Here is a 21720-nt window from a genome sequence, read left to right as displayed (position 1 = left end):
CTTCACCCCTGAGGTGGCGGTTGTCCAAGCGAGCCAGTCAAGCCAAGGATGGGCAGTACGTCGGCCGCGCTTCATCCAGGTCATCGAGCCAAGCTCGGACCTGAGGAGCGCTGCGCGATGTCGGGCCCTCGATTGGCGACTTCCATTCCGGTGGTGAACGTATTGTTCACAGCCTGGAGAGCGAAGTCGATGTCAAACACCCGATCCGCACGGGACCCGATCCGGCCCGCAACCGGTCTTAAGTCAGCGCTGCAGGAGAAGTCACGGAACCGGCGGCAGGCGAAAAAGGCACTAGCCTCCTGCGAAGGTTCGGCCGCCCACCAGCGCAACGATCTGCTACCGAACCTGCGCATTGAATATTTACCAATCGACGCTCTGCGTCCTGCCGACCGCCGTGTACGAAGATCGACGGCCTCACAATCTGCCAAGGTCGACCTGAGCCTGAAGCGGTTCGGGCTCTGCGTTCCAGTCTTGATCGATAGTGACGGTCGCATCGTGCACGGGCACGTCGTTTGGGAAGCTGCGCACCGGCTCGGCCTCGCAACCATACCGGTCATCCGAATTGAACATCTTAACGGGAGCGAGCGGCGTGCGCTTTCGATTGCCCTCAATCGGCTCGCGGAAACGGGCGACTGGGATGTCGACGGTCTGAAGCTCGAATTTCAGGAACTGATCGAACTCGATGAAGACGTCATCGCCACCGGTTTCGAACTTGCTGAAATTGATACTCTCTTACTTGATGACGAGGATGACGAAACTGCAGGCGACGTCATCCCGCCGCTCCCTCAGTCGAGCGTTTCTCGACCGGGATATATCTGGGTATTGGGACACCATCGACTGGTTCAAGGCGACGCACGCGACCGCGAAGCCTATCAGCGGCTCATCGGGGATGACGAGGGCGTCCAGCTAGCTTTGACCGACGTCCCGTTCAACGTTCCGATCCAAGGCCACTGCACCGGCCAGGCACATCATCGAGAGTTTCAGGTCGCGCATGGTGAACTGAGCCGCGAAGAGTTTGATGCCTTCAACAGAGATTGGATGCAACTCGCATCATCCGTTGTTGTCGATGGTGGCCTTCTCGCGACGTTCATCGATTGGCGGAGCGTGGAACTCATTCTGTCCGCCGGGCGCGACCTCGATTTGGATCTCTTGAACGTCATCGTCTGGTCAAAATCCAACGCCGGCCAAGGCAGCCTCTGGCGATCGGCGCATGAGATGCTTCCGGTCTTCAAAAAGGGGAGCGCATCGCACAAAAATAACGTCGAGCTCGGGCGCTGGGGGCGCTATCGCAGCAATGTCTGGACTTATCCGGGGGCATCCAGCATGGGCTCGGATGCACGCGAAGGCCTGTCTGTACATCCGACCGTTAAGCCGCGTGCGATGCTCGAGGACGCTCTTCTCGATATCACGGACCGCGGCGACGTCGTGCTCGACTGCTTCCTTGGATCGGGCTCGACGCTGCTTGCGGCGGAGGCGACGGGTCGCATCTGCCGCGCAATCGAGATCGACGGCCGGTACTGTGATGTCGCCATCGAAAGATGGCAGCAGATGACGGGGAGGGAGGCGATCCTTGCAGAGACCGGAGAGACGCATGCTGAGGCTGCACGACGGCGCAGCATAGCATCTCCAAACGAGGGAGAGCGCTAATGACCGAGAAACCTATCAAGGTACCTCCGAAGGATGCTGTCGGTTACGGACGTCCTCCGAAACAGCATCAATTCAAGCCTGGTCAATCAGGCAACCCGAAGGGTCGACCAAAGAGCACGCCGACCATCCAGCAGATCATGGCGAAGGAGGCCACGAAGCACGTCAAGATCAAGCAAGGCGAGAACATCGTCACCGTTTCTAAGATGGAGGCGCTCGCGCGACGCGTCTTTAGCAAGGCGCTGGAGGGCGATCTCTCAGCGGCCCGTGTAATTTTCCAGCTGGCGGCCGAACCGGAGACGGCAGAGGGGGCGGGTTCGAAAGAGCCCTTCACGCTTCCGGGCGATGATGCCATCAAGCGCATGCTGAAGCGGTTTGACCACCTCAATACGGCGAGTGGGAGTAAGTGAGATGAGTGCACCGGCTGCCGAGAGGCAGATAGAAGACGACATCGAGCCGTTCGATGCTCTGATCGCAATGGCGCGCGCCGACTTCATGTGTTTCGTGGAGATGACGTTCAACGTACTGCACCCAGGCAGCAATCTCGTCTATGCCGACTATCTACAAGTCTTGGCCGACCTGTTGATGCGGGTGGAAGAGGGAAGGTATCGACGCGTCAATATCAACCTTCCCCCGCGCCAAATGAAGTCTATGATGGTTTCCGTCTTCTACGTCGCGTGGCGCCTGGGACGCAACCCCGCATCCAAGTTCATCGCGATCTCGTATGGCGATGATCTTGCACATGATCTTTCGGTGATGACCCGCACGCTGATGCTGTCGCCTATCTATGGACAGATATTTCCTGAAACTGTTCTCGACAAAAAATCCGAAGATCACATTCGGACGACCCAAAAAGGCGGGCGCTATGCTACGGCGGTCGGAAGCGACATCACGGGCTTCGGTGCCGACCTCATCATCGTCGACGATCCGATACAGGCCGATGATGCCGGCTCGGAGCACGTCAAAGCTCGCGTGCGCGATTGGATGTCCAACTCGGTTTCGACGCGATTCAACGATCAGGCAAAAGGTGCACTTATTCTCGTCATGCACCGGCTGGCTCCTGACGACCTTTCGGCAACGCTCGAACCGAACGCCGACTTTGTTCTGAAGTTGCCGATGATTGCTGAAAAAGAAGAGAAGTACGAACGTCACGGTAAGCTGACGATGCACCGTCGCCCGGGCGACGTGCTCAATCCCGCGCGCATGACAGCAGAGGAGGTGGCGAAGCTTAAAGCAAGTCTTCCCCGCCACGTCTGGGATGGTCAGTATCAGCAGAGGCCGACGGCAGGTGGCTCCGGTATGCTCTCGGTCGAACGATTCCAGCGGTACGATTTATCGAAGCCGCCGAAGTTTGAACTAAGCATTCATTCCTGGGATGTCGGCGCGACTATCGGCGGAAATGCGAGCGTCTGTACGAAGTGGGGGCTTGCCGCCAATAAAGACAACAAAGACGCGCTCTACTTGACTCAAGTAATCTCGGTGAAGCTCGAGCTGCCGGAGGTGCTCGCGACGATCAAGTCGGAAATCGAGCGGGACCGGCCAGCTCTAGTGGTTATCGACGAGCGGGGCGTTGGTTTAGGCGTAGCGCAGCATCTGAGGCGTGCCGGATATCGCAACATATCGTCGTCTACCGCAACGTCCGCACCGATCACGCCGGGAGCAGCATCAAAATGTCGTCCATCCGACACCAAGATAGAACGTTTCGGACGAGCGATTCTCAGAATTGACGAGGGCGAAGTACTGATCCCGATGTCAGCCACGTTTCTTGATAAGTTTCTTTACGAGGCAAGCGCGTTTCCGAATATTTCCGATGACGATCAGGTCGATAGTATGACACAGGTCATTGCGAACTTTGAAAATGCCGTCAGAGAGGCTCGACGACTTCTACGGAATGGTCTGACTTGATGGTGACCTCGTGTCAGGTTGCTATCGTAAGAAGAAAAATTTTCGCGGGAAGCTACTTTAGGACCGGCTTAGTAATAGATTTCCGGAGGCGAGCGGTGCGCGCCCTCTCTGCGGCTGGGAGGCGCGCAAATGATTTGTCGCACCGGATCGGAAGAGGAGCACCAACCTCTGCGCATCGATCGGTGCGGCGAGACTGCTTTACCGACGAAGAATTGACGAGCTTTCATAATTTATGAGCAGGTGCCATAGGTTCTGCACGGCGCGGCGACTTGCAGATGATCGAACATTCGTAAGGGGAATATTGCAATGATCGAGAATCCGGTTCCGTGGCCAGACGGCGCTCGCTGCGCCGTCGCGTTGACGTTCGATATAGATTCCCGAAAGTCCGCTGCATCTCGAATATCGCGATCGCGTTCCTGACCTCGTCGCGACGACATCATGGATGAGGTATGACGAAATCGCCGTTCCGCGCATTCTGCGTCTCTACCGCGATCTTGGATTGAAGCAAACATTCTTCTATCCGGCGTGGTGCATGAAGACGTATCTGCATCTCGTCGAGCAGATACTCGCCGGCGGGCATGAAATCGGGCATCACGGATACATTCATGAGAATTATAATCAGCTTCCGTATGATGAGCAGGAAGCGTTCTTCGTACGTGCAATCGACACCATGGTCGGCGTCACCGGGGTAAGACCACGCGGCTTCCGGGCGCCGATCTATAATTTCTCGCGCCACACCGCGGAAATACTGGTCCGACACGGTTTTGAATATGACGCCTCACTGATGACCGACGACGTTCCGCATCTCGTTGATGCCGAGGGTGGTTCGTTTGTCGAAATACCCTCGCATTGGGCACTTGACGACTGGCCTCAGTACGTTCTGGCCTGCCCCTCATTACGATACCAGGCATTAAGTTAGAACCCGGCCGTCATCGGCCAGCGTTTGGGCTGGCCGAAGCGGAGCGTAGGGCAGACCGGATGCTGGCGGCAAGATCGCTTCTGGCGCCGGCGGACGATAATTCAGCGACGAATGCGGTCTGACGGCATTGTAGTGTCGCCGCCAGTTCTCGATCAGCACTTCGGCTTCTCTAAGCGTCGTGAAGATCTCGCCGTCGAGAAGCTCGTCCCGGAGCTTTGAGTTGAGGCTCTCGCAAGAGCCGTTCTCCCATGGGCTTCCCGGTTCGATGTAGAGCGTCTTGACGCCGTTCCGGCCGAGCCATTCCCGCACATTGATCGCGATGAACTCGGGGCCGTTGTCGGAGCGAATGTGCTCAGGCGGTCCGTGGGCGACAAAGAGGTCGGCCAGACAGTGAAGCACGTCATCGGATCTCAGCCGCCTTGCCACGACGATTGCCAGACACCGGCGCGTGAACTCATCCAGCACGACAAGCATGCGGAAGGCTCGACCGTCGTGGGTGCGATCCTAAACGAAGTCGTAGGACCAGACGTGGTTGGGCCGCTCGGGCCGGAGACGCACGCACGACCCGTCGTTGAGCCAGAGACGACTCCGCTTCGGTTGCTTCATTGGGATTTTCAGCCCTTCCCGGCGCCAGATCCGATAGACGCGCTTGGCGTTGACCCGCCAGCCTTCGGCAACCAGCATCGCGCAGATGCGCAGATGCGCAGATGCGCCGATAGCCGTAACGGCCATAGCGGGTCGCGAGCCGCACGATGTCGGCCGTCAGTGCCGCTTCGTCATCAGACGTCTTCAGATGCCGTCTCTGCGTCGCACGTGGCTGTCCGACGACAGTACACGTGCGACGCTCCGAGACATCCAGGCGCGAACGAACATGCTCAACGCACGCCCGCTTGCGGGAAGGGCTTAGTATTTTCCCTCGAGAGCTTCCTTCAGGATCAGCTTGTCGAGCGTCAGCTCCGAGACGGCCTTCTTCAGCCGTTCGTTCTCGCGTTCGAGATCCTTGAAACGCTTAGCCTGATCAAGCTTCAAGCCGCCGTACTCACGTCGCCAGCGATAGTAGCTTTGCTGCGAGACACCGATGCCTCGACACACCGTGCCGATCCTGGATCTTATACATTGGTCGCAGCCGATTTCTGATTTCGCGGCGAGTTCGCGACGCTCATCTCATTGCTGTGCGAATCCTACATCATGGGATTGACGAGGACTTGCACTGTCATCGACTGAAAAGCATCGGTCATACCGACAAAACTGCCGGCGACCGGTATCACTTGCCTGATATCTCGCGCGGCGCCCACGGGTATCAAATTGCAGCCGCCGATACCACGATTGGTCGGATCGAACGTAATCCATCCCGCGCCGGGCACGTAGACTTCAGCCCATGCGTGCGTCGACCCCGCATCCGCGCTCCCCACACTGTTCCGATCCGGATTAAAGAGATAGCCAGAAACGATCCGAGCTCCGAAGCCGAGGCTCCGCGCTGCCTCGACGAACAGCACGGCGAAGTCTCTGCACGATCCCCACCCGCGCTCAAGTGTCTGTGTTGGTGACTGGGTGCCCATGTCTTCCCTGCTCTGATAGCGGATTGATCCGGAAACCCCGGCGTTGAGGTCTTTGAGCATGGCAAGGGTATTCGTCGGATTGCCGCCGATGAATGCTCTCGCCCAGTCCCGTAGCCGCCATCCCAGATCTGGATATTGCTGTAACGCCAAAGCGCCGAGATCTGTCCAGTCGTCTCCAGAATATCGGAAGGGATAGGAAACTGCGGAAGCAGCGATGTCAAAAATCGGCCACGCCGTTGCGTCGAGTTCGAGTTCCGTGACGCTGCTAATGACAAGACGGTTAGTCATCTCCGGAAAGGTGGCAGTTGCTATGGCGTTGCCGAAAATATCGTGTGCCCAAGTTACGTCCGCGGCCGGCGTCAATCTCAGATCACTTGAGATTAGGCGTAGGTCACGGCTTTCGCGAGGGCGGAGCATCAACCGGTGTGGTCCGAGGAAAACCGATTGGTAGTACCAGTAGGTTGTCACGTGTTGAATTTTAAGCGCAATCAATCGAGGCCACCTCATCCGTGTAGCATCGGGCGGGGCCGGAAGGGCCCCGATTAAACGATTAGCACGTCCTTGAGATGGCTGGCGACTTCGTCATTCGAAATTTTCGTCAGATCTTGCGCGACCTCGCCGACAACTACAGCCCGAACGTGCGGCGAGATCGCCGACCTGAGATCCCCGAGGGTCACAGGCGACGCAACGATTATGAGCCGGTCGTAGGATTTTTGTTCGAGTCTCTGAGCCAAAACACTCGCCAATTGGTCCGCGAACTTTGTCTTGAGATCTCGGTGAGGATCGGAACGAGAGTCGATAGCAGAGCGCCCGTAACCGTGAGAGCTGAAGCTTCGACCCTCTCTGTCAGACACCAGATCATGTGTCGCGGAATGATCACCTCGGAATTCGAGCCCCTCCACGGCGTTCAAGCCATGGTTGGGCCCATCGTTTTCGAGAATGCGTGCTCTCGCCCCGTCCGCAATAAGAACCCAAGTTCGAGTTGGCTTCATGGTCGACTTCCTTTCGTGGCCTAAGCTCCAGACGGTAGCGCGACATTCAGGTTCTTCGTCGCCTTATGCCACCAAAAAAGACCTGAAATCTCATCTAACTGGTGCGCGCAACATCGGGCTTTACGCCAATCAATTTCTCGATAGCCTTCACCTTGTAATCAACAAACAAAACATTCGGGATTTGAATTGCTTCCTCGTTAGCGCCGCTGATTTTAAGCGTTAGGTCTCCAGCGCCAAGTCCCAGAATGATGTCATGGAAAAGGCCTTGTCCGCCCTTCTGGAAGACTAGACCGTTGGTATCGTAGCTGCGTGCCTGACCGCCGATCAGCCGCTCTTCCACCATTTGCCCAGGTCGGACCCGCCACACGATCAATCGATCGGATACAAAAAAGGAGATTAGCCAGATCGCGAGCAAAGTCGTCGAAAACAGCAAGTAAAACCCTGTGTTCGCGCGGGCGGAGAGCTGAGGAACGAAACGAAAAATATTGTCCCACCACCCAAACCACGAGAAGAGAACGACGAAAAAGCCGCCGGTGATAACCGTCACGACTGAATAGATACCGCGAAGCCGGGCATTGGTCAGAATCACAAGCAAAACGAGAACGGCGATAAAGAAAATCCCCGGATTATTGCTGGCGTGAACACGTTCGACGATTTGCGGCACGACCGAAACGTCGAGCCCCTGAACATAGGTGATAAAGGCTACTGAATAGCCGACAACCCAAGCGGGCCACCAATAGAAAATATTGGAGTGGCTGATGATCCGGATGTCAGGCGGTGCTTCACGCTTGGCGAACGTGTGGCGGATGTCAGCGTTCTGGCTTGCTTGTTGGTTCACCATGCTCAGCTCTCCTCAACGGTGAGCGCGCCGACTGCCGCTAACGCTGATGGGCCCGCTCGCTATCGACGCCCGGTGCAATGCATCCTGCAGACCACGACAGGTTTGATGCCGATCAAAAATCAACGTGGATCTTCTATGGTCGAGGTGGGAACCCGACCGTCACCGGCCAGCATCTGGAGGACTGGCCGGCGAGGAGCGTAGAGCCGCGCTTCACGTCGCTTTCGCGACACTGCGGTGCGGATGGAGAACAAGCTTTTCACTGCCGCGCCCCCCTTGGAAATCGGCATAGCCTTGCGGCGCCTCTTCTACCGGATCGCCCAACGATGCTCCCGGTCGGTCGACAAGGTCCCTGTTTAAATGAGCCCGGCGCACTCAATTCATCAGTTGCTCGGAGGGTTATAATGGTTCGCAGGAGTCCGATCAGACGTGCCGTTCGAAGTTTTGCCGACATCGGTGCCGACTGCACCGGCGGCGGTCGCGTTCGGAGTACGCTGCGGCGTCGCATCACCCGGCGTGCGATCAGAAGTTTTTGCTCCTGGGCTGCTAGCGCCGCTGTCACCGGTACTGGAGCCCGTACTTGCCCCAGAAGTTGAACCGTTCGTAGTTGAAGATGATGGTGCGGCGACTGCCAGCGCCAATCCGCCTGCGGTCAGGGCCAAAGCCGCTGCGCTGACAGTTAGGGCCTTGTGAAGTTTGTCCATGTTGTCCTCAAATCGGAGACCGGGAAATTGGACTCCGATTTCTCAACGGCTCGCGGCGCGCCTTCGTTCCACGTAAAGACAATGGATGGGGCGAACACCCCCCAAGTTTCGCTGAGCAAAGGCGGATCTCTTCTTTTCCGAGCGATCGAGTCAGAAAGTCTGGCGTTTGCCGCCCCCGCCCCAATACGCGGGCCGGAGTGGGAATACGTCAATCTAGACAGTTCTGCTCACACTAAGGGGATGAAAACGCGAACGTGGCTGGCCCTTATGTTCGCGAATACCCAACTTAGTATCAATTGATGCAAGCGCATCTTTCAAAAAAGGAAGTCTCCTATGAAAATCTGGACCAAGCCGCAAATTCGCGAACAGGAAGTTGGGCTCGAGGTAACGAGCTATCTCTCGGCTGAAATCGAGACCATTTAACGTCGCCGTCGAATTGACCGCGCTACGTACGTGTGAATTTTGGATGCGGCGGTCGATGCATTGACCGCCGTTGTCTTTTCCAGCGACTTCGAGAGCAGTTGGACGTCCCATCGAGCGTATAGCACCGCTCAAAACGACAAAGTGATTGGAAGCTTGGGCAGGGGATACCCACATACAGTCTATCGATGGGTGCAACCGCACCTTTCCAACAAACCAAGGACTTTGGCTGGGTAGATCCGTCGATGCTCCTTTCGAAAGGTCAGTTCATGAAAATCATTTTTAGTCTCATAACGGCCTTTGTGGTCGCAGGGACAGATCTGGCCGTGGCGCAGACGACTCCTCCCGCTGCCCTGAAAATGGCTGCCGAAACGGCGGCGCCCTCTTCGAACCTATTCACAGAAGAGCAAGCCCGGGCCCATCTTGCGAAGTCGGGCTATGTCGATATTTCCCCGCTGACAAAAAACAGCAATGGAGATTGGCGTGGGACGGCGGTGAAGGATGGAAAGCGCGTGATCGTCTCGGTCGACGTTAAGGCCAACATCACCACTCAGTAAGGCAAGCTTGGAAAGACATTCACACGTGTGCAAAGCGTGGTCAGCTTTCGTCTCTGCGTAGCTGATCATGCGTCGTCGCTCTTAGCCGCAATCGGCTAGGGGCGGCGGCCGCGATCAAACATAATCGGAGGCTGCAGTGCTCGATCGAACAACACGCAAGTCCGTCACGTTCCTGCATCCCTTCTCACTCGGCGGCATTGATGAAAAGCTCGATGCCGGAACGTACATTGTCGAGACGCTTGAAGAGCTTATCGAGGGATTGTCATTCGTCGCCTTTCGGCGCGTTTCGACAACGATTGTCACGATTCCTAAAGGATACGGCCAAGGTGCGAGACAACTCGTTGCGATTGACCCATGGGATCTCGAAGCAGCGCAAGAACGAGACGCGGAGATCGAAATTGCTACGGGCCCCACGGCCCACTTAGCCGCGCGATAGCTTTCCCTCGCCACGTCGCTCTCCAGCAGACCTCCCCCTGCTAAGCCTCGCGCGTGTTTTTCTATGAGGCGCCGAGCAGGCCCATGCCACGCGAGTTGCGCTGGACAGGATGCGAACACTGCTTGAGGGTTCGATGGACAGTTTCTTTCCTGATTTCCGGCTTTTGGACGGGTGAATTGCATTTCGCAATGAGCCGTCAACAGGCAAAGTCTGCTCCTGAACACCCTGGCATTCTGACTACCCCATGTTCCGAAACTGTCCGACATCATCACCTGTGAGACAGAATTAGCGGCTTGAGGAACGGAGGATTTCGGGCTCATCGTGACCACGTGAGGAGTGGAGCATGAGACCTAAATCCAGCACCCCCGAGACACCGTCTGAGCGGCTTGTTCGCGACATCCGTCGGGCAACCCGCAAGCAGTATTCGGCCGAGGAGAAGATCCGCATCGTCCTCGACGGTTTGCGCGGCGAAGTCACGGTTGCTGAACTCTGCCGTCGAGAAGGCATCGCCGAGAGCCTGTATTACAGCTGGTCGAAGGAGTTCCTAGAAGCCGGCAAGCGACGTCTGGCCGGTGACACAGCCCGATCAGCAACCACCAGCGAGGTCAAAGACCTCAAGCGCCAGGCCCTGGAGCTGAAAGAAGTTGTCGCCGAGCAAGCCCTCGAACTGCGTCTGCTCAAAAAAAGCATGACCGGGGATGGGGGAGACGAGGCATGAGATATCCAGCTTCCGAAAAGCTCGAGATCATCCGTATCGTCGAGCAATCGCGTCTGCCCGTGCGACGTACGCTGGATAAGCTCGGCATTCTGCCGGGCTCGTTTTATCGCTGGTATGACCGCTATCAGTCTGGCGGCGTCGAAGCGCTCGAGGACAAGACGTCGAAGCCGTCTCGCGTCTGGAACCGCATTCCTGATGAGGTGCGCGGGCGGATCATCAATATGGCGCTCGACGAGCCCACCTTGTCGCCACGCGAACTCGCGACACGGTTCACTGATACCCAGAATTACTTCGTATCTGAGGCGTCCGTGTACCGCCTGCTGAAAGCCCACGATCTCATCACCAGTCCGGCCTTCATCGTCATCAAAGCTGCTGACGAGTTCAAAGATAAGACCACCGCCATCAATCAACTCTGGCAGACCGACTTCACCTACCTCAAGGTCATCGGCTGGGGTTGGTTCTATCTCTCGACCATCCTCGATGACTTCTCGCGCTACATCATCGCCTGGAAACTGTGCACCACGATGAAAGCGGAAGACGTCACCGACACCTTGCAGCTGGCGCTTGCCGCGTCAGGCTGCGACCAAGTCCGTGTCGTCCATAAACCACGATTACTCAGCGACAACGGTTCGAGCTACGTCTCGGCCGATCTCGCAGAATGGCTCGATGATAACGGCATGAGCCACGTCCGAGGAGCGCCTCACCATCCGCAAACCCAGGGCAAGATCGAGCGTTGGCATCAGACGCTCAAGAACCGCATCCTGCTCGAAAACTATTACCTGCCCGGCGATCTCGAAGCTCACATCGGACGCTTCGTCGAGCACTACAATCACCGCCGCTACCACGAGAGCTTGAAAAACCTAACCCCCGCAGATGTCTACTTCGGGCGAGGGCAAACCATCCTATTGCAACGAGAAAGGACCAAACGCGCGACCATCCGAAAACGACGATTGCAGCACCAAATGAAAGCCGCTTAAACTTCAAACCAGATGACCCGAAGCCCTCCGCTCAGTCACGCCGCAAACTGTCTCAATGCATTCGACGACGGACAGTTCCGAAACGCGTGACCATTCGCTTCGACACCTTCGACCACGCTGGATGGCAGCAGATCTTGCTCCGCAGTCCCATCAAAAATCCAATCGCGGGGATCGGCAAAATCGGGAAGACTGGAACCGTTCGGCACGTAGAGACCTATGCCTGGCTTCTTTTCGTTTATGTAGAGATCATATTTTTTCATTGTACCGACTTTCCCTGAATATGGAGGCAACACAATCATAGTGAGCGCCTCCGCCAGGGCATGGAATTAAGATCCACATGTGTCCGCCTCATCTCACCTCGCCGATATTTTGACTGCATCGAAACCAACTCTCGGACATCGGCTAGGACTTCTCTCACTAAATCTTCACCTGGAAGCTTGCGCCCGACAATCGAAGCGGCGGATGTTACAAGCGGTTACGGCGACGCCGTTTGGGAACCGCATGCGTGCATCAGATTCGAGGTGGGGATCCATTACGAGGAGCTAAAGCCCATGAAAGAGATATTTCGCAAACTCGCAGAGACGGCCGCTCATGCTGTGGGATCTTATTGGGCCTTCTTACTAGCCTTTTCCACCATCGTCGTCTGGGCGGTAACCGGACCTATTTTTCAAGTACTCCGATACATGGCAACTATTCATCAATACCGGCACGACAATCATAACCTTTTTGATGGTCTTTCTTATTCAAAATACTCAAAATCGGGAGTCACGAATTGTGACTTTAAAGCTCGACGAACTGTTGCGAGGCGTGGACGGCGCGAGAACGGGGTTGGTAGAACTTGATCAGATGTCCGACGAAGATCTGGAGCATGTCCGACAAGAGTTTGCGAGAATGCAGGACAAATACGCCCCGCTCATCGATGACGATCTTTTCAATGTCCAGCGTGAGCTACGGGCGCGAAAACGACGAAAATAAGCGCACCGGACGCAAAAATTGTCAAATGGGCTTATGGTAATGGCGCGCTGAGCTTTATCCAGGAAGGAAGTCGACGATGAAACCAACTCGCACGTGGGTTCTCATTGCGGATGGCGCGAGGGCGCGCATTCTCGAAAACGACGGGCCCAATCATGGATTGACCGCGATTGAGGGGCTCGAATTTGAAGGTGATCATTCCGCGACGCATGATCTGGTACCTGACAGGGAGGGAAGAAGCTTTAGCTCGCACGGTCACGGGCGCTCCGCTATCGATGCCCGTTCCGACCCCCATCGAGATCTCAAGGCAAAGTTCGCGGACCGATTGGCGGACGTTTTGGCTCAAAGACTGGAACAAAAATCTTACGATCGACTTATTATCGTTGCGTCGCCTGTGACCCTCGGAGATCTTCGGACGGCGATCTCTGCGCAAGTTCGCGCCTTAGTTGTCGGCGAAGTCGCGCAAGATCTGACAAAAATTCCGAATGACGAGGTCGCCGGCCATCTCAAGAACGTGCTCATCGCTTGATTGTGGCCCTTCCCATCGGGCCCCGATGCCACAAGGATGCCGGAGCTTCGATTGATAGCGCTCAAAATTCAACACGCGACAACCTATCGGTACCATCAATCGGTGTCCCTCGGGCCGCACCGATTGATGCTCCGCCCGCGCGAAAGCCGCGATCTCCACCTGATCTCAAGCGATTTAAGGTTGACACCCGCCGCGGACGTCACCTGGGCGTACGATGTCTTCGGCAACGCGATCGCTACTGCGACCTTTCAGGCAATAACCAACCATCTTGTCATCAGCAGTGTCGTGGACCTTCAACTCGACGCTACCGCGTGGCCGATTTTTGACATCGCCGCCTCTGCAATTTCCTACCCTTTCCGGTATTCGGAAGATGATTGGACGGATCTCGGCGCACTGGCGATACAGCAATATCCAGACCCCGCGGGGCGGCTACGGGACTGGGCGAAAGCATTCATCCGGAGCAATCCGACAAATACCCTTGCCCTGCTCAAAGATCTCAGCATCGGCGTTTCCGGATCAATCCGCTATCAGAGTCGCGAGGATATGGGCACTCAGTCACCGACACAGACTCTTGAGCGCGGCTGGGGATCGTGCAGAGACTTCGCCGTGCTGTTCGTCGAGGCAGCGCGGAGCCTCGGCTTCGGAGCTCGGATCGTTTCCGGCTATCTTTATAATCCGGATCGAAGCAGCGTGGGGACCGCAGACGCGGGATCTACACACGCTTGGGGCGAAGTCTATGTGCCTGGCGCGGGCTGGATCACTTTCGATCCAACCAATCGAGGTGTTGGTGGCTTCAACCTGATACCTGTCGCCGTCGCACGCGACATCGGACAGGCGATTCCGGTAGCCGGTAGTTTCGTCGGTATGACCGACGCCTTTCGAACGATGTCGGTGGAGGTCCTCGTCACGCCTCTGACCAAGCCGAGAGGCAATAAGGAGACGTAGGATTGAGGTCATCCGGATCAACGATTTTCAGAAGCGCGAGGAAGATCTTGGGCGACATGTATACCCCAGCAGAGCGGATCGCAGACGGAATCGTTCATATCGTTGGCATTTGCGCCGGCGTTGTTGCCGTCATTGCGATGATGGTTGCCGCGGTCCACTCGTTGTCCCTACCTGCAACGGCCAGTCTGGCCATTTACAGCATTGGTTTGCTAGCTATGTTTGGCTTTTCCGCAGCCTACAATCTGCTGCCGACACCGAACTGGAAAGGCACGCTGCGCCGCCTCGATCAGTCCGCCATTTTCCTCAAGATCGCGGGCACGTACACGCCGTTCGCACTCATCAAAATGGGCGGAATAGCCGGTTACTCGTTGTTGACCGTCGTCTGGGTCGTGGCTCTTCTGGGCGCGGCAGGGAAGCTTCTGCTGAAGTCCAACTGGAATGGAATTGATGTTGCTCTCTACTTGGCATTGGGGTGGGCGGGTCTAGTTGCGATTCATCCGTTAGCAGCATCTGTGACGTCAACCGTGCTCGCACTTCTTGGAATTGGCGGGGTGCTTTACTCAGTAGGCGTGATTTTTCACGTCTGGCACAGCCTCAAATATCAGAATGCCATCTGGCACGCGTTCGTGCTGGCTGCAACCTGTTGTCATTTCGGTGCCGTCACGACAGCAATGTTTGCTTAGAAAATCTACTCGCGGATGTGCCGCGCAACGAAAAGCCCGCCGCTGGCGAACCAGGGGCGGGCTTCTAACTTTTAAACTCTGCCAGTACATCCGTGGTCAAAGCTCGAAGGTTGTTTGCGCTGCTGTCGTTTAAACAGCGCGCAGGTTTTCAGCGGCAGATTTGCCTGTTCGGCCGTCGGCGACGATATCGAAAGAGACCTTCTGTCCCTCTCTGAGGGTGTCCAAGCCAGCGCGTTCCACCGCACTGATATGAACGAAAACGTCTTTGTCAGCATTCTCGGGCTGAATAAAGCCGAAGCCTTTTTGGCTGTTGAACCACTTCACGGTTCCAGTGTTCATGGGAGTTATTTCCTTTAGAAATACACGTTTAGGCAAGGCCAAAGGCCCCGCCGGATGGTCGAGATTTTTGGAAGGTCTTCAGTCAGGCGCGCTTTTTTGCGGCGAGGCCAAGTCGTTCGGCCGAAACTCGATAAGAGATACATGGGGGTCGCAGGCTCGTTGCGCAAGTGTTGGCCTGCATCCATCATTTGAGCCTTCCGGCGGAAGCTGCTGTACCGGTCCGCGATGCTTTAATTAGGGCCCGTAGCTGCCTCAATAGGGTCAACCCCGTCACCTGAGCGTCCGAATACCCTTCAATCTTCAAATGGTATCTGATCTCTTGGACTGCAGAGCATCGTCCGGACCTCGCAAGCTGAAAAGCTCGCTCAACGACGGTAACATTTCGTTCCTCGCCGCCATGTGTAGGGAAGGGTCGAGCGGTCTCACGAGATTTCAAAGCCATCGTTTTCATCCGGTCGCCATCGCCCTACGTCAACATTCGATATTGAGAAACGGCGAAAGTCTTCAGCCTGTCGATACTGATAGATCCTCGCTTTGCCAGCGGCAGCATGAGAACTGCCACGGTCTCGCGCTTGGACTGATCCGCTTCGCCTATTCCAAGTTCTTTACAGGCGAGAGAAACGGCGACCTGCACGGTAAGAGTCTTTTCACTGAGTTGGCTGTCGTTGGACGGCGGCATATCGTGCTCCATACATTTGGGGTGGAGGCGGCACCAAGCCGGGGGAGACCTGGTGCCGCTTATCATGGGTTTTCTGCCTTGAATAAAATATCAAGGCGGCGCTGACGAACGGGGGGAGTTGCCAGCGCCTCCCAATACGACCGACCGGAGAGGGACGCCGGAGGGTCGTCCATATAACTCGAATGCGGAGCATTCGAACGGGATCGGAATATACTTGACTCGCCGTTCATCTCGCCATGAGCGAATTTCAGACCACACGATCATAAAGACGTACTTGTAAGGGTCTTCAAAGCGAGCATTCAAATTTCTCAATCGCGTAGGACTTCAACTTGTCTATATCTGTTTGCCCAGTTCTCGCGTAGCCCAAAATGATCAATGCCACCGCTTCGCATTTCTTGTGGTCTTGGCTTATGCCAAGTTCTTCGCACGCCAAATTCAGCGCGGCTTGCAACGTATTGATGCTAGCGTTGTCGTAACTGCCGCCAGGATATTTCATTTTTGTCCGCCCATCCCGAGCGCTTGAGCAGATAGCCCTCGGTCGCAACGCTGCAAATCGCATCGTCGGCCAAGTATCATCGCACCTTGCTCAACTGCGAGACAGGCTCGGAAACTACCCAGTGAGCAGCAATCGATGAGGGGCGGCGCGCTAATGATACCACAAAGCGGTATCGTCGACGCTGAAAATTCCATGCTCGGCCCGCTTCGCGGTGAGCCGAAAGCGACTAGCCTTTGACGGGCGATCGAGTGCTGCGAGAAAGGGGCGCGCGTTGTTTCGTCTTTTTGGATTCTGTCTCGAGCAAAGCGAGTCGTGCTGCCCGCAGCCGTTGTGTTTTGGCGAGAGTGGCAAGCCGCGCGGCTTCGTGATCCTTAACAGCCTGCGCCGCTTCTCGCTGACGACTGAGCTTCAATTCGGCGGCTACTGCGCGAGCCGCTTCGCGATCGCGCTCTGGTTTCATTGCATCAATTGCTGCCTGGTGCAGCCGACTCTTTGGATATTCCCACATCTGCGGTAGATGGTGATTGCAAGATATTTCTGCAAGCCTTGGTAGAAAAAGCTCCCGCGCTTAGCGTAGGAAACCTTGCGTATCTATTTCTACGCCTTAGCTTATTGTAGTCGGCATCGTCGACTTATCGACACGGGGCACCCAGCCGAATTTTGCGTTCAACATTAGACTCAGCTTGCAAAGAGCTTGGCATTGACACCGGGAAATATTGATCCAACCGGAGGGCGAGCATGATTCATTGGAAGCCAATCGCCGAATACGTCGAGCCCAATTGGCTAAAAGACGAGACGCCGCGTCCGCCGGTGCTTTTCTGGCGCCCTACAAAGGGCGCCACGCTCGGGTATATCAGGGATGGCGAGCTGTTCGACGCGAAGTGGCTTTACGTGTGCGATTCAAATAAGGTCGCGTACTTCTCGATGATCAACGAACCTACCGATAATGTCATCGATATCAGCGCGCATCGATCGGTTAGCTGAAGGCGTCATTACGGAAAAGGAAGAGGTTTACCAGGCGCATAGGCTGGATGAAGCTCAGATCCTCATCGCACAAAAGTGCTTTCTCCCCCGGGGGTCGAGATCGCGGCACTTACGGCTACGATCGGGCCTAAGTAGATTCCGACTCTAGGGCCAACCTGCTTGGCTCGCTATCGTCATTCTACGTCGACCGGCCAACCCCTCTCGCCTGCGGGCGTTGGCGTCGCGATTTTTGCGAAAGAATTTTCCAATGGCACTCAGCTTTCCAAATCCAACCCGAAGCTATGACACCAAGCACCACTGCGTAAGGTTTTGGGGTTACGACGGTACGTTTGAAATTAGCTTCATGGTTGAGCAGCGCGCTTTCTCGCGGATCAATCCAGGGGCGGCAGAAGACGAATCGGGAATTCTCAGAATTTTTGACAAATATCGCGACAGGATCATTGGCGTCGCACGTCGCGTTTATCGTGGGCGTCATCCTGGAGCTTATACGCTTGTCGCGGCCGATTTCTGAGTTGGCGGCGTATTCGTCCCGATCATCTGCGGGTCCTGAGTATTTTCCGAACCTGACCGACTCCGGCAGCGTGGCCTAACTTCCCAGCACGCGCACACGGCGGAACGGTAATCGCATAAGCGATCGCCAACTGCCTTCACGGCCACAGACGGCCGATTGCACCAACTCAAGAGAGGCGAACATGACGGGCTCAAGCAATATGATTTCCGATGATTTCTCCGACGGATCGGACGATGCACCACTGCCTCCGCCGAAGGTTCCGGCCGACGCCAGAAAAATACCACCTCATTCGCCAGCCACTGTCTATGCTCCGACTTCTGACAAGAAGCCGCTAAACCCCGACCCACTCCAGAGGCCAGACCAAGCGACGGTGGCTGCGCATCATGATGGCCGCGATTTCGGCGAGCGCCTACTCGATTGCTGATTTGCGGGGTGGCTGGGCTGGAGCAGAGAACGATGTCGGCCTTTCCAACTCCAAAGAAGCTTGGCGAACGGGAGTTCGAGACTCGACTTGAGAGCGAGGAACCGGCAGTAGGATCAATTGCTCTCAGATCGATCGCTCTCACCGTTTTGGCCGTCCTTGCGGTTTTTTATACGCTCTATTTTGCTGCTTCTCTGCTGGTTCCCATTGCGGTCGCTGTTCTCCTCGGCACTGTTCTTTCTCCTCCTGTGAGACTCCTCGAAGGACTACACATGCCTCGTCTTGTGGCGTCGGCAGTTGTCGTCGTCGCCGTGGTCGGAATCGTCGGGGCGGGCGCGGTCGCACTAGCGGAGCCCGCGGCGGAATGGCTCGAAAGAGCCCCACAGAGTCTGCACTCAATCGAACAAAAATTCCTTTCGTTCAGAGGGCAGATCGACAAATTCGAGAAGGCAGCCGACCACCTCAATGATACGAGCGGGGTCAAAGTGGGCTCGGGACCGCAAGACGTGCGTGTGGTGCGACCCGCACTGACGGACTTGATGTTGTCGGGCTCGCTGCAAGTGGCCGCATCGGCCGCATCCATAGCGATCCTTGTTTATTTCCTTCTCGCATCCGGCGACGTCTTTCTGCGCAAGCTAGTCACCGTGATACCAACGCTCACGGATAAAAAGCGCGCGGTCGAGATCACGCGTCAGATCGAAACAGATATTTCCTTTTATCTGTTTAGCTTCACAATGGTGAATGTCGCACTTGGGGTCTCGATGGTGGTTGCAACCGCGCTTCTCGGTATCCCAAACCCGGTGCTATGGGGCGTTGTGGTCGGCTTGCTTAACTTCGTTCCCTACGTCGGGGCGCTTTCGAGCATGGCGATCTTGACTATGGTCGGCATTCAGACCTTCGACAGCCTGCCGCAGGTGCTGGCTGCTCCAGCAATTCTGCTCGCTCTTGTCATCATTTTTGCCGAAGTGATCACGCCCTTCGTTCTAGGTCGCGGTCTGCAGCTCAATCCCGTCGCTATCTTTATTGCCATTCTGCTGTGGGGCTGGCTATGGGGTATCATCGGCGTTCTATTGGCTGTGCCCCTCTTGGCCAGCTTTAAAATCATCTGCGAGCGTGTCGAACCTTTGCACCCCATCGCCGAATTTCTGACGACGTGATCGACGCAGGTCGTTTCGCGCTCGACGGCTCATATTTGTGGGCGACCGGTTTTAAGAGAATCGTAGAGGACCTTTGACCATGAACACGCGGCAAGCGGTTCAAAACGCCGATATCAGAGAGACTTTTGCCCCGGCGGCGCGGGCGGCACCAGATATCAAGATCATTAGTCATTCGAATGTCGTTTATTGGTGGCCGGCGTGGGTTGTCGGTTTTGCTGTAGCGTTGATCACTTCTCTCCAGGGACAAGACGTTGCGATGGGACCCGACGTCGTCGAACGCATTCATCCCAGCAACAATCCCGGCATTTTATTTATCGCTACACTCGTCTTGTTGGTGATCTTTACGAACTCAAAGCTGCGCGGCATCTACTCTATTGTAACTCTCGTCACTGCCGCATTTTTTATAGTTCTCCTCGCGTGGCTCGGGTGGTGGGATAGCATCCTGCATTTCATCCCTCAGCTCTCGGCGCGGGCAAACGTGGGATTCTACCTCTTGTTCTCGACGGGGTTGCTAGCCGTCTGGCTTCTCGCCTTCTTCCTGTTTGACCGACTGACGATCTGGCGTGTCAGGCCCGGTCAGATCATCGAGGAGCATTTGATCGGCGGCCAGGCACGCAGCTACGACGCGAACGGCGCCGTCTTTGAGCGGCGTGGCCAGGATCTGTTTCACGATATAATTCTCGGGTTCGGTGCCGGTGATCTGACGCTCAAGATCGGCGGCTCCCACGAAGAGACGATTCAAATCCCAAATGTGTTGTTTGTTGCTCGTAAAATGAAGGAGATCGAGAAGCTCATCGCGGTCAAACCCGACATGGCACACGCCAGCTAGGTCCGATTTAAGTTGCCTGAAGCTTCGCGCCGAAGTGATCAAGGCTCTGCGTCGAACGCTGACCACTGGGTAGATTCCGAGTCTATGGTGGTGAATGAATACCGGGCTATGTTTTGACGATAGCCAAAAGCCTCCCGGAAAAATTTCTGGCGACTCGCTGCATGGATGCTGAAGAGCCCCAGCTTACCGAGACCGCCGAAAACGAGAATCGGCGACACGCCCGGAATCGCGCGGCACTTGGTTTCCTACACGTACAACCAATGAATGGACATCCAACGATGACGATAACAGCTAAGACCCTGCCGATCGCGGGCGCGGCCGCCGCGCTTGTCTTTACGCTGCCGTTCGCCCCGGCCGACGCTGCTAGCCATAAGGCCGGTGGCCATAGTTCGCACGTGGCACACAGCGCGAAAACCACCAGCCATGCCGCCCGGGGGCATAGCAAAATGGCGTCCGGGCGAAACTTTAAGGACGGAAATGCACGGCACGTTCGCAATGGGCACAGAGGGCACGGTAATGGACTTGTCGGACTTGCAGTCGGCTCCGAGATTTTGAGCGGCAGCGGAAACTGCGGTTATTCGTACCGGATGTGGCAATCGACTGGCAGCCGGTATTGGCGTTCGCGCTACTACGACTGCGCCGGGTGAAAATCCGACCGTTTGTAATGTCGGATACCGGCAGCAAGAAACGGTCGGCGAAATCGAACTGAATACACTGTGGAGGGACCGGAGTTCTTCGGTCTTTCCAACCTCTTTGTTCCTGCCCAGCCAATAGGCCGGCAATGCGCACGTCACTCAAGATGATCGGAGAATCCATTATGTACAGTTTGGAAACATATAGCCCACGACCGCCGCACTTTATGGCGTTGTTCAATGACGGCACGGAATCGTTTCTGCTGTCCCGCAGAACAACGCTGGCAGAGCTTGCCGAATTCCTCGATGAATTGGGGTGGCGTCATGATAGCGCTCCGCTCGCCGTGCAAGTGCAGTTCGAAGCGCCGAGCTTAGCAACGATGGACAGAACATCGTCGCGCCTTCATGCATGATTCGAAACTGAGGCTAGGCCGACGTAGCGAGAGTTGGACCTGAGAAGAGGTGCCGGTTCAAAATTTGCGTTGGTCCACCTAGGCGCCCGCAGCCTTGGCGTCCATTGCCAATTCCACAGCCCGAGCAAGGTCGGCAGCGAAGAACGGTTTCTGCATCACGATGGCGTCGGGCCTAGCTGCGCGAACGCTTGAAACGTCACCGCTGACGAACATGTGCGGCACATGCCCACTAAGCAGTATTGTTGCGAGGGCTGCGATCCCGCTGCCCTTCCGCAGCTTGGCATCGGCGATGATCAGGTCCGGATTGAATTTCGCAGCCGCCGCGACGGCATCGGCCTCCGAGCTTTCCATCGCACACACAGTATGGCCCATGTCCTCAAGGACTTCGGCGAACAGCATTGCAATCAACAGTTCATCTTCCACGAGAAGTACCTGAAGCGGTCTCATTGCGCGTCTTCTCC

28 protein-coding genes and 1 pseudogene are annotated in these 21720 nt (G+C 56.1%); 20 read left to right on the top strand and 9 right to left on the bottom strand.

Going from position 1 to position 21720, the window contains the following annotated elements:
• The first annotated feature begins 189 nt into the window (after positions 1 to 189).
• The 4 genes from HYPMC_RS15460 (at position 190) to HYPMC_RS15445 (ending at position 4468) form a co-directional block, all read left to right on the top strand.
• A complete protein-coding gene (locus HYPMC_RS15460; protein WP_050976804.1) occupies positions 190 to 1647 on the top strand; it encodes a DNA methyltransferase in 1458 nt (485 codons plus the stop codon).
• The gene (locus HYPMC_RS15455) at positions 1647 to 2054 is read left to right on the top strand and encodes a DUF5681 domain-containing protein (protein ID WP_013948948.1); all 408 of its coding nucleotides are present in this window, start codon (positions 1647 to 1649) and stop codon (positions 2052 to 2054) included. Before HYPMC_RS15460 ends, HYPMC_RS15455 begins: the two co-directional genes overlap by 1 nt.
• Before the next feature lies 1 nt (position 2055).
• Positions 2056 to 3549, top strand: coding sequence for a hypothetical protein (locus HYPMC_RS15450; protein ID WP_041300239.1), 1494 nt, complete (start codon positions 2056 to 2058; stop codon positions 3547 to 3549).
• A 442-nt stretch (positions 3550 to 3991) separates the two neighbouring features.
• Positions 3992 to 4468 (top strand): polysaccharide deacetylase family protein, encoded by a 477-nt coding sequence (locus tag HYPMC_RS15445; protein WP_013948946.1) that lies wholly within the window; start codon positions 3992 to 3994, stop codon positions 4466 to 4468.
• Here HYPMC_RS15445 and HYPMC_RS15440 read toward each other — a convergent pair.
• The 4 genes and pseudogenes from HYPMC_RS15440 to HYPMC_RS15420 all read right to left on the bottom strand — a co-directional run.
• Positions 4460 to 5569, bottom strand: a pseudogene (locus tag HYPMC_RS15440) (IS3 family transposase); the annotation flags it as partial. The gene HYPMC_RS15445 and the pseudogene HYPMC_RS15440 overlap by 9 nt on opposite strands.
• A gap of 80 nt (positions 5570 to 5649) precedes the next feature.
• On the bottom strand, positions 5650 to 6519 hold the full coding sequence (locus tag HYPMC_RS15430; RefSeq protein ID WP_013948942.1) for a transglutaminase family protein: 870 nt from the start codon (positions 6517 to 6519) through the stop codon (positions 5650 to 5652).
• A 50-nt stretch (positions 6520 to 6569) separates the two neighbouring features.
• A complete protein-coding gene (locus HYPMC_RS23805; protein WP_013948940.1) occupies positions 6570 to 7019 on the bottom strand; it encodes a host attachment protein in 450 nt (149 codons plus the stop codon).
• Positions 7020 to 7113: 94 nt separating this feature from the next.
• Positions 7114 to 7860, bottom strand: coding sequence for a hypothetical protein (locus HYPMC_RS15420; protein ID WP_013948939.1), 747 nt, complete (start codon positions 7858 to 7860; stop codon positions 7114 to 7116).
• Between the two features lie 426 nt (positions 7861 to 8286).
• Here HYPMC_RS15420 and HYPMC_RS24300 point away from each other — a divergent pair, with 426 nt between their 5' ends.
• The 5 genes from HYPMC_RS24300 (at position 8287) to HYPMC_RS15395 (ending at position 11669) form a co-directional block, all read left to right on the top strand.
• On the top strand, positions 8287 to 8550 hold the full coding sequence (locus HYPMC_RS24300) for a hypothetical protein (protein WP_157135453.1): 264 nt from the start codon (positions 8287 to 8289) through the stop codon (positions 8548 to 8550).
• 344 nt (positions 8551 to 8894) lie between these two features.
• Positions 8895 to 8984 carry a pyrroloquinoline quinone precursor peptide PqqA gene (gene pqqA / locus HYPMC_RS15415; protein ID WP_041300233.1) on the top strand — a complete coding sequence of 30 codons (90 nt, stop codon included), beginning with the start codon at positions 8895 to 8897 and terminating at the stop codon, positions 8982 to 8984.
• 185 nt (positions 8985 to 9169) lie between these two features.
• Positions 9170 to 9538 carry a hypothetical protein gene (locus HYPMC_RS15410; RefSeq protein WP_013948935.1) on the top strand — a complete coding sequence of 123 codons (369 nt, stop codon included), beginning with the start codon at positions 9170 to 9172 and terminating at the stop codon, positions 9536 to 9538.
• Between the two features lie 136 nt (positions 9539 to 9674).
• Complete coding sequence (locus tag HYPMC_RS15405; RefSeq protein ID WP_013948934.1) at positions 9675 to 9974, top strand: hypothetical protein; 300 nt, start codon at positions 9675 to 9677, stop codon at positions 9972 to 9974.
• A 343-nt stretch (positions 9975 to 10317) separates the two neighbouring features.
• A protein-coding gene (locus HYPMC_RS15395) for an IS3 family transposase (RefSeq protein ID WP_085941682.1) occupies positions 10318 to 11669 on the top strand; the annotation gives its coding sequence in 2 pieces (ribosomal slippage) (positions 10318 to 10654 and positions 10654 to 11669; 1353 coding nt in all).
• Positions 11670 to 11704: 35 nt separating this feature from the next.
• On the opposite strand, the gene HYPMC_RS15390 is transcribed toward HYPMC_RS15395, so the two are convergent.
• On the bottom strand, positions 11705 to 11929 hold the full coding sequence (locus tag HYPMC_RS15390; RefSeq protein ID WP_050976801.1) for a hypothetical protein: 225 nt from the start codon (positions 11927 to 11929) through the stop codon (positions 11705 to 11707).
• A 60-nt stretch (positions 11930 to 11989) separates the two neighbouring features.
• Between HYPMC_RS15390 and HYPMC_RS25080 the strand changes: the two genes are divergently transcribed.
• From HYPMC_RS25080 to HYPMC_RS15370, 5 genes are all read left to right on the top strand, one after another.
• On the top strand, positions 11990 to 12511 hold the full coding sequence (locus HYPMC_RS25080) for a low affinity iron permease family protein (RefSeq protein ID WP_013948932.1): 522 nt from the start codon (positions 11990 to 11992) through the stop codon (positions 12509 to 12511).
• On the top strand, positions 12399 to 12644 hold the full coding sequence (locus tag HYPMC_RS24745; RefSeq protein WP_371199498.1) for a low affinity iron permease family protein: 246 nt from the start codon (positions 12399 to 12401) through the stop codon (positions 12642 to 12644). Before HYPMC_RS25080 ends, HYPMC_RS24745 begins: the two co-directional genes overlap by 113 nt.
• Before the next feature lie 76 nt (positions 12645 to 12720).
• The gene (locus HYPMC_RS15380; protein ID WP_013948930.1) at positions 12721 to 13170 is read left to right on the top strand and encodes a host attachment protein; all 450 of its coding nucleotides are present in this window, start codon (positions 12721 to 12723) and stop codon (positions 13168 to 13170) included.
• A gap of 51 nt (positions 13171 to 13221) precedes the next feature.
• The gene (locus HYPMC_RS15375) at positions 13222 to 14115 is read left to right on the top strand and encodes a transglutaminase family protein (protein WP_013948929.1); all 894 of its coding nucleotides are present in this window, start codon (positions 13222 to 13224) and stop codon (positions 14113 to 14115) included.
• Between the two features lie 56 nt (positions 14116 to 14171).
• Positions 14172 to 14798 (top strand): hemolysin III family protein, encoded by a 627-nt coding sequence (locus HYPMC_RS15370; RefSeq protein ID WP_013948928.1) that lies wholly within the window; start codon positions 14172 to 14174, stop codon positions 14796 to 14798.
• 129 nt (positions 14799 to 14927) lie between these two features.
• Here HYPMC_RS15370 and HYPMC_RS15365 read toward each other — a convergent pair whose 3' ends face one another.
• The 3 genes from HYPMC_RS15365 to HYPMC_RS15355 all read right to left on the bottom strand — a co-directional run bounded on the left by HYPMC_RS15365 (position 14928) and on the right by HYPMC_RS15355 (position 16312).
• Positions 14928 to 15137, bottom strand: a complete 210-nt coding sequence (locus HYPMC_RS15365) for a cold-shock protein (RefSeq protein WP_013948927.1) — start codon at positions 15135 to 15137, stop codon at positions 14928 to 14930.
• 466 nt (positions 15138 to 15603) lie between these two features.
• Positions 15604 to 15816: a hypothetical protein gene (locus HYPMC_RS15360; RefSeq protein WP_157135452.1), complete on the bottom strand. Its 213-nt coding sequence runs from the start codon at positions 15814 to 15816 to the stop codon at positions 15604 to 15606.
• 286 nt (positions 15817 to 16102) lie between these two features.
• Positions 16103 to 16312, bottom strand: a complete 210-nt coding sequence (locus HYPMC_RS15355) for a hypothetical protein (protein ID WP_013948924.1) — start codon at positions 16310 to 16312, stop codon at positions 16103 to 16105.
• A gap of 738 nt (positions 16313 to 17050) precedes the next feature.
• On the opposite strand from HYPMC_RS15355, the gene HYPMC_RS15345 reads away from it, so the two are divergent.
• The 6 genes from HYPMC_RS15345 (at position 17051) to HYPMC_RS15315 (ending at position 21259) form a co-directional block, all read left to right on the top strand.
• Positions 17051 to 17296, top strand: a complete 246-nt coding sequence (locus tag HYPMC_RS15345) for a hypothetical protein (protein WP_013948922.1) — start codon at positions 17051 to 17053, stop codon at positions 17294 to 17296.
• Positions 17297 to 17543: 247 nt separating this feature from the next.
• Positions 17544 to 17807 carry a DUF1488 domain-containing protein gene (locus tag HYPMC_RS15340; RefSeq protein ID WP_041300225.1) on the top strand — a complete coding sequence of 88 codons (264 nt, stop codon included), beginning with the start codon at positions 17544 to 17546 and terminating at the stop codon, positions 17805 to 17807.
• 181 nt (positions 17808 to 17988) lie between these two features.
• A complete protein-coding gene (locus HYPMC_RS15335) occupies positions 17989 to 18231 on the top strand; it encodes a hypothetical protein (protein ID WP_013948920.1) in 243 nt (80 codons plus the stop codon).
• Positions 18232 to 18239: 8 nt separating this feature from the next.
• On the top strand, positions 18240 to 19385 hold the full coding sequence (locus HYPMC_RS15330; protein ID WP_172636513.1) for an AI-2E family transporter: 1146 nt from the start codon (positions 18240 to 18242) through the stop codon (positions 19383 to 19385).
• A 79-nt stretch (positions 19386 to 19464) separates the two neighbouring features.
• Entirely contained in the window at positions 19465 to 20214 is a 750-nt protein-coding gene (locus HYPMC_RS15325; RefSeq protein ID WP_013948918.1) for a hypothetical protein, read from the top strand.
• Between the two features lie 817 nt (positions 20215 to 21031).
• Complete coding sequence (locus HYPMC_RS15315) at positions 21032 to 21259, top strand: hypothetical protein (protein ID WP_157135450.1); 228 nt, start codon at positions 21032 to 21034, stop codon at positions 21257 to 21259.
• Positions 21260 to 21337: 78 nt separating this feature from the next.
• On the opposite strand, the gene HYPMC_RS15310 is transcribed toward HYPMC_RS15315, so the two are convergent.
• Positions 21338 to 21706: a response regulator gene (locus HYPMC_RS15310; RefSeq protein ID WP_013948914.1), complete on the bottom strand. Its 369-nt coding sequence runs from the start codon at positions 21704 to 21706 to the stop codon at positions 21338 to 21340.
• Between the last annotated feature and the right edge of the window lie 14 nt (positions 21707 to 21720).

This window comes from Hyphomicrobium sp. MC1 (genome assembly GCF_000253295.1).
Lineage (GTDB): Bacteria > Pseudomonadota > Alphaproteobacteria > Rhizobiales > Hyphomicrobiaceae > Hyphomicrobium_B.
The sequence above is the reverse complement of the archived record's forward strand: the minus strand, read 5'-3'. Positions and strand labels throughout refer to the sequence as shown.

Coding starts and splice junctions, on each gene's coding strand:
- HYPMC_RS15460 (WP_050976804.1), top strand. CDS start 190: ATGTCAAACACCCGATCCGCACGGGACCCGATCCGGCCCGCAACCGGT.
- HYPMC_RS15455 (WP_013948948.1), top strand. CDS start 1,647: ATGACCGAGAAACCTATCAAGGTACCTCCGAAGGATGCTGTCGGTTAC.
- HYPMC_RS15450 (WP_041300239.1), top strand. CDS start 2,056: ATGAGTGCACCGGCTGCCGAGAGGCAGATAGAAGACGACATCGAGCCG.
- HYPMC_RS15445 (WP_013948946.1), top strand. CDS start 3,992: ATGAGGTATGACGAAATCGCCGTTCCGCGCATTCTGCGTCTCTACCGC.
- HYPMC_RS23805 (WP_013948940.1), bottom strand. CDS start 7,019: ATGAAGCCAACTCGAACTTGGGTTCTTATTGCGGACGGGGCGAGAGCA.
- HYPMC_RS15420 (WP_013948939.1), bottom strand. CDS start 7,860: ATGGTGAACCAACAAGCAAGCCAGAACGCTGACATCCGCCACACGTTC.
- pqqA (WP_041300233.1), top strand. CDS start 8,895: ATGAAAATCTGGACCAAGCCGCAAATTCGCGAACAGGAAGTTGGGCTC.
- HYPMC_RS15410 (WP_013948935.1), top strand. CDS start 9,170: ATGGGTGCAACCGCACCTTTCCAACAAACCAAGGACTTTGGCTGGGTA.
- HYPMC_RS15390 (WP_050976801.1), bottom strand. CDS start 11,929: ATGAAAAAATATGATCTCTACATAAACGAAAAGAAGCCAGGCATAGGT.
- HYPMC_RS25080 (WP_013948932.1), top strand. CDS start 11,990: ATGGAATTAAGATCCACATGTGTCCGCCTCATCTCACCTCGCCGATAT.
- HYPMC_RS24745 (WP_371199498.1), top strand. CDS start 12,399: ATGGTCTTTCTTATTCAAAATACTCAAAATCGGGAGTCACGAATTGTG.
- HYPMC_RS15380 (WP_013948930.1), top strand. CDS start 12,721: ATGAAACCAACTCGCACGTGGGTTCTCATTGCGGATGGCGCGAGGGCG.
- HYPMC_RS15370 (WP_013948928.1), top strand. CDS start 14,172: ATGTATACCCCAGCAGAGCGGATCGCAGACGGAATCGTTCATATCGTT.
- HYPMC_RS15365 (WP_013948927.1), bottom strand. CDS start 15,137: ATGAACACTGGAACCGTGAAGTGGTTCAACAGCCAAAAAGGCTTCGGC.
- HYPMC_RS15360 (WP_157135452.1), bottom strand. CDS start 15,816: ATGCCGCCGTCCAACGACAGCCAACTCAGTGAAAAGACTCTTACCGTG.
- HYPMC_RS15355 (WP_013948924.1), bottom strand. CDS start 16,312: ATGAAATATCCTGGCGGCAGTTACGACAACGCTAGCATCAATACGTTG.
- HYPMC_RS15345 (WP_013948922.1), top strand. CDS start 17,051: ATGATTCATTGGAAGCCAATCGCCGAATACGTCGAGCCCAATTGGCTA.
- HYPMC_RS15340 (WP_041300225.1), top strand. CDS start 17,544: ATGGCACTCAGCTTTCCAAATCCAACCCGAAGCTATGACACCAAGCAC.
- HYPMC_RS15335 (WP_013948920.1), top strand. CDS start 17,989: ATGACGGGCTCAAGCAATATGATTTCCGATGATTTCTCCGACGGATCG.
- HYPMC_RS15325 (WP_013948918.1), top strand. CDS start 19,465: ATGAACACGCGGCAAGCGGTTCAAAACGCCGATATCAGAGAGACTTTT.
- HYPMC_RS15315 (WP_157135450.1), top strand. CDS start 21,032: ATGTACAGTTTGGAAACATATAGCCCACGACCGCCGCACTTTATGGCG.
- HYPMC_RS15310 (WP_013948914.1), bottom strand. CDS start 21,706: ATGAGACCGCTTCAGGTACTTCTCGTGGAAGATGAACTGTTGATTGCA.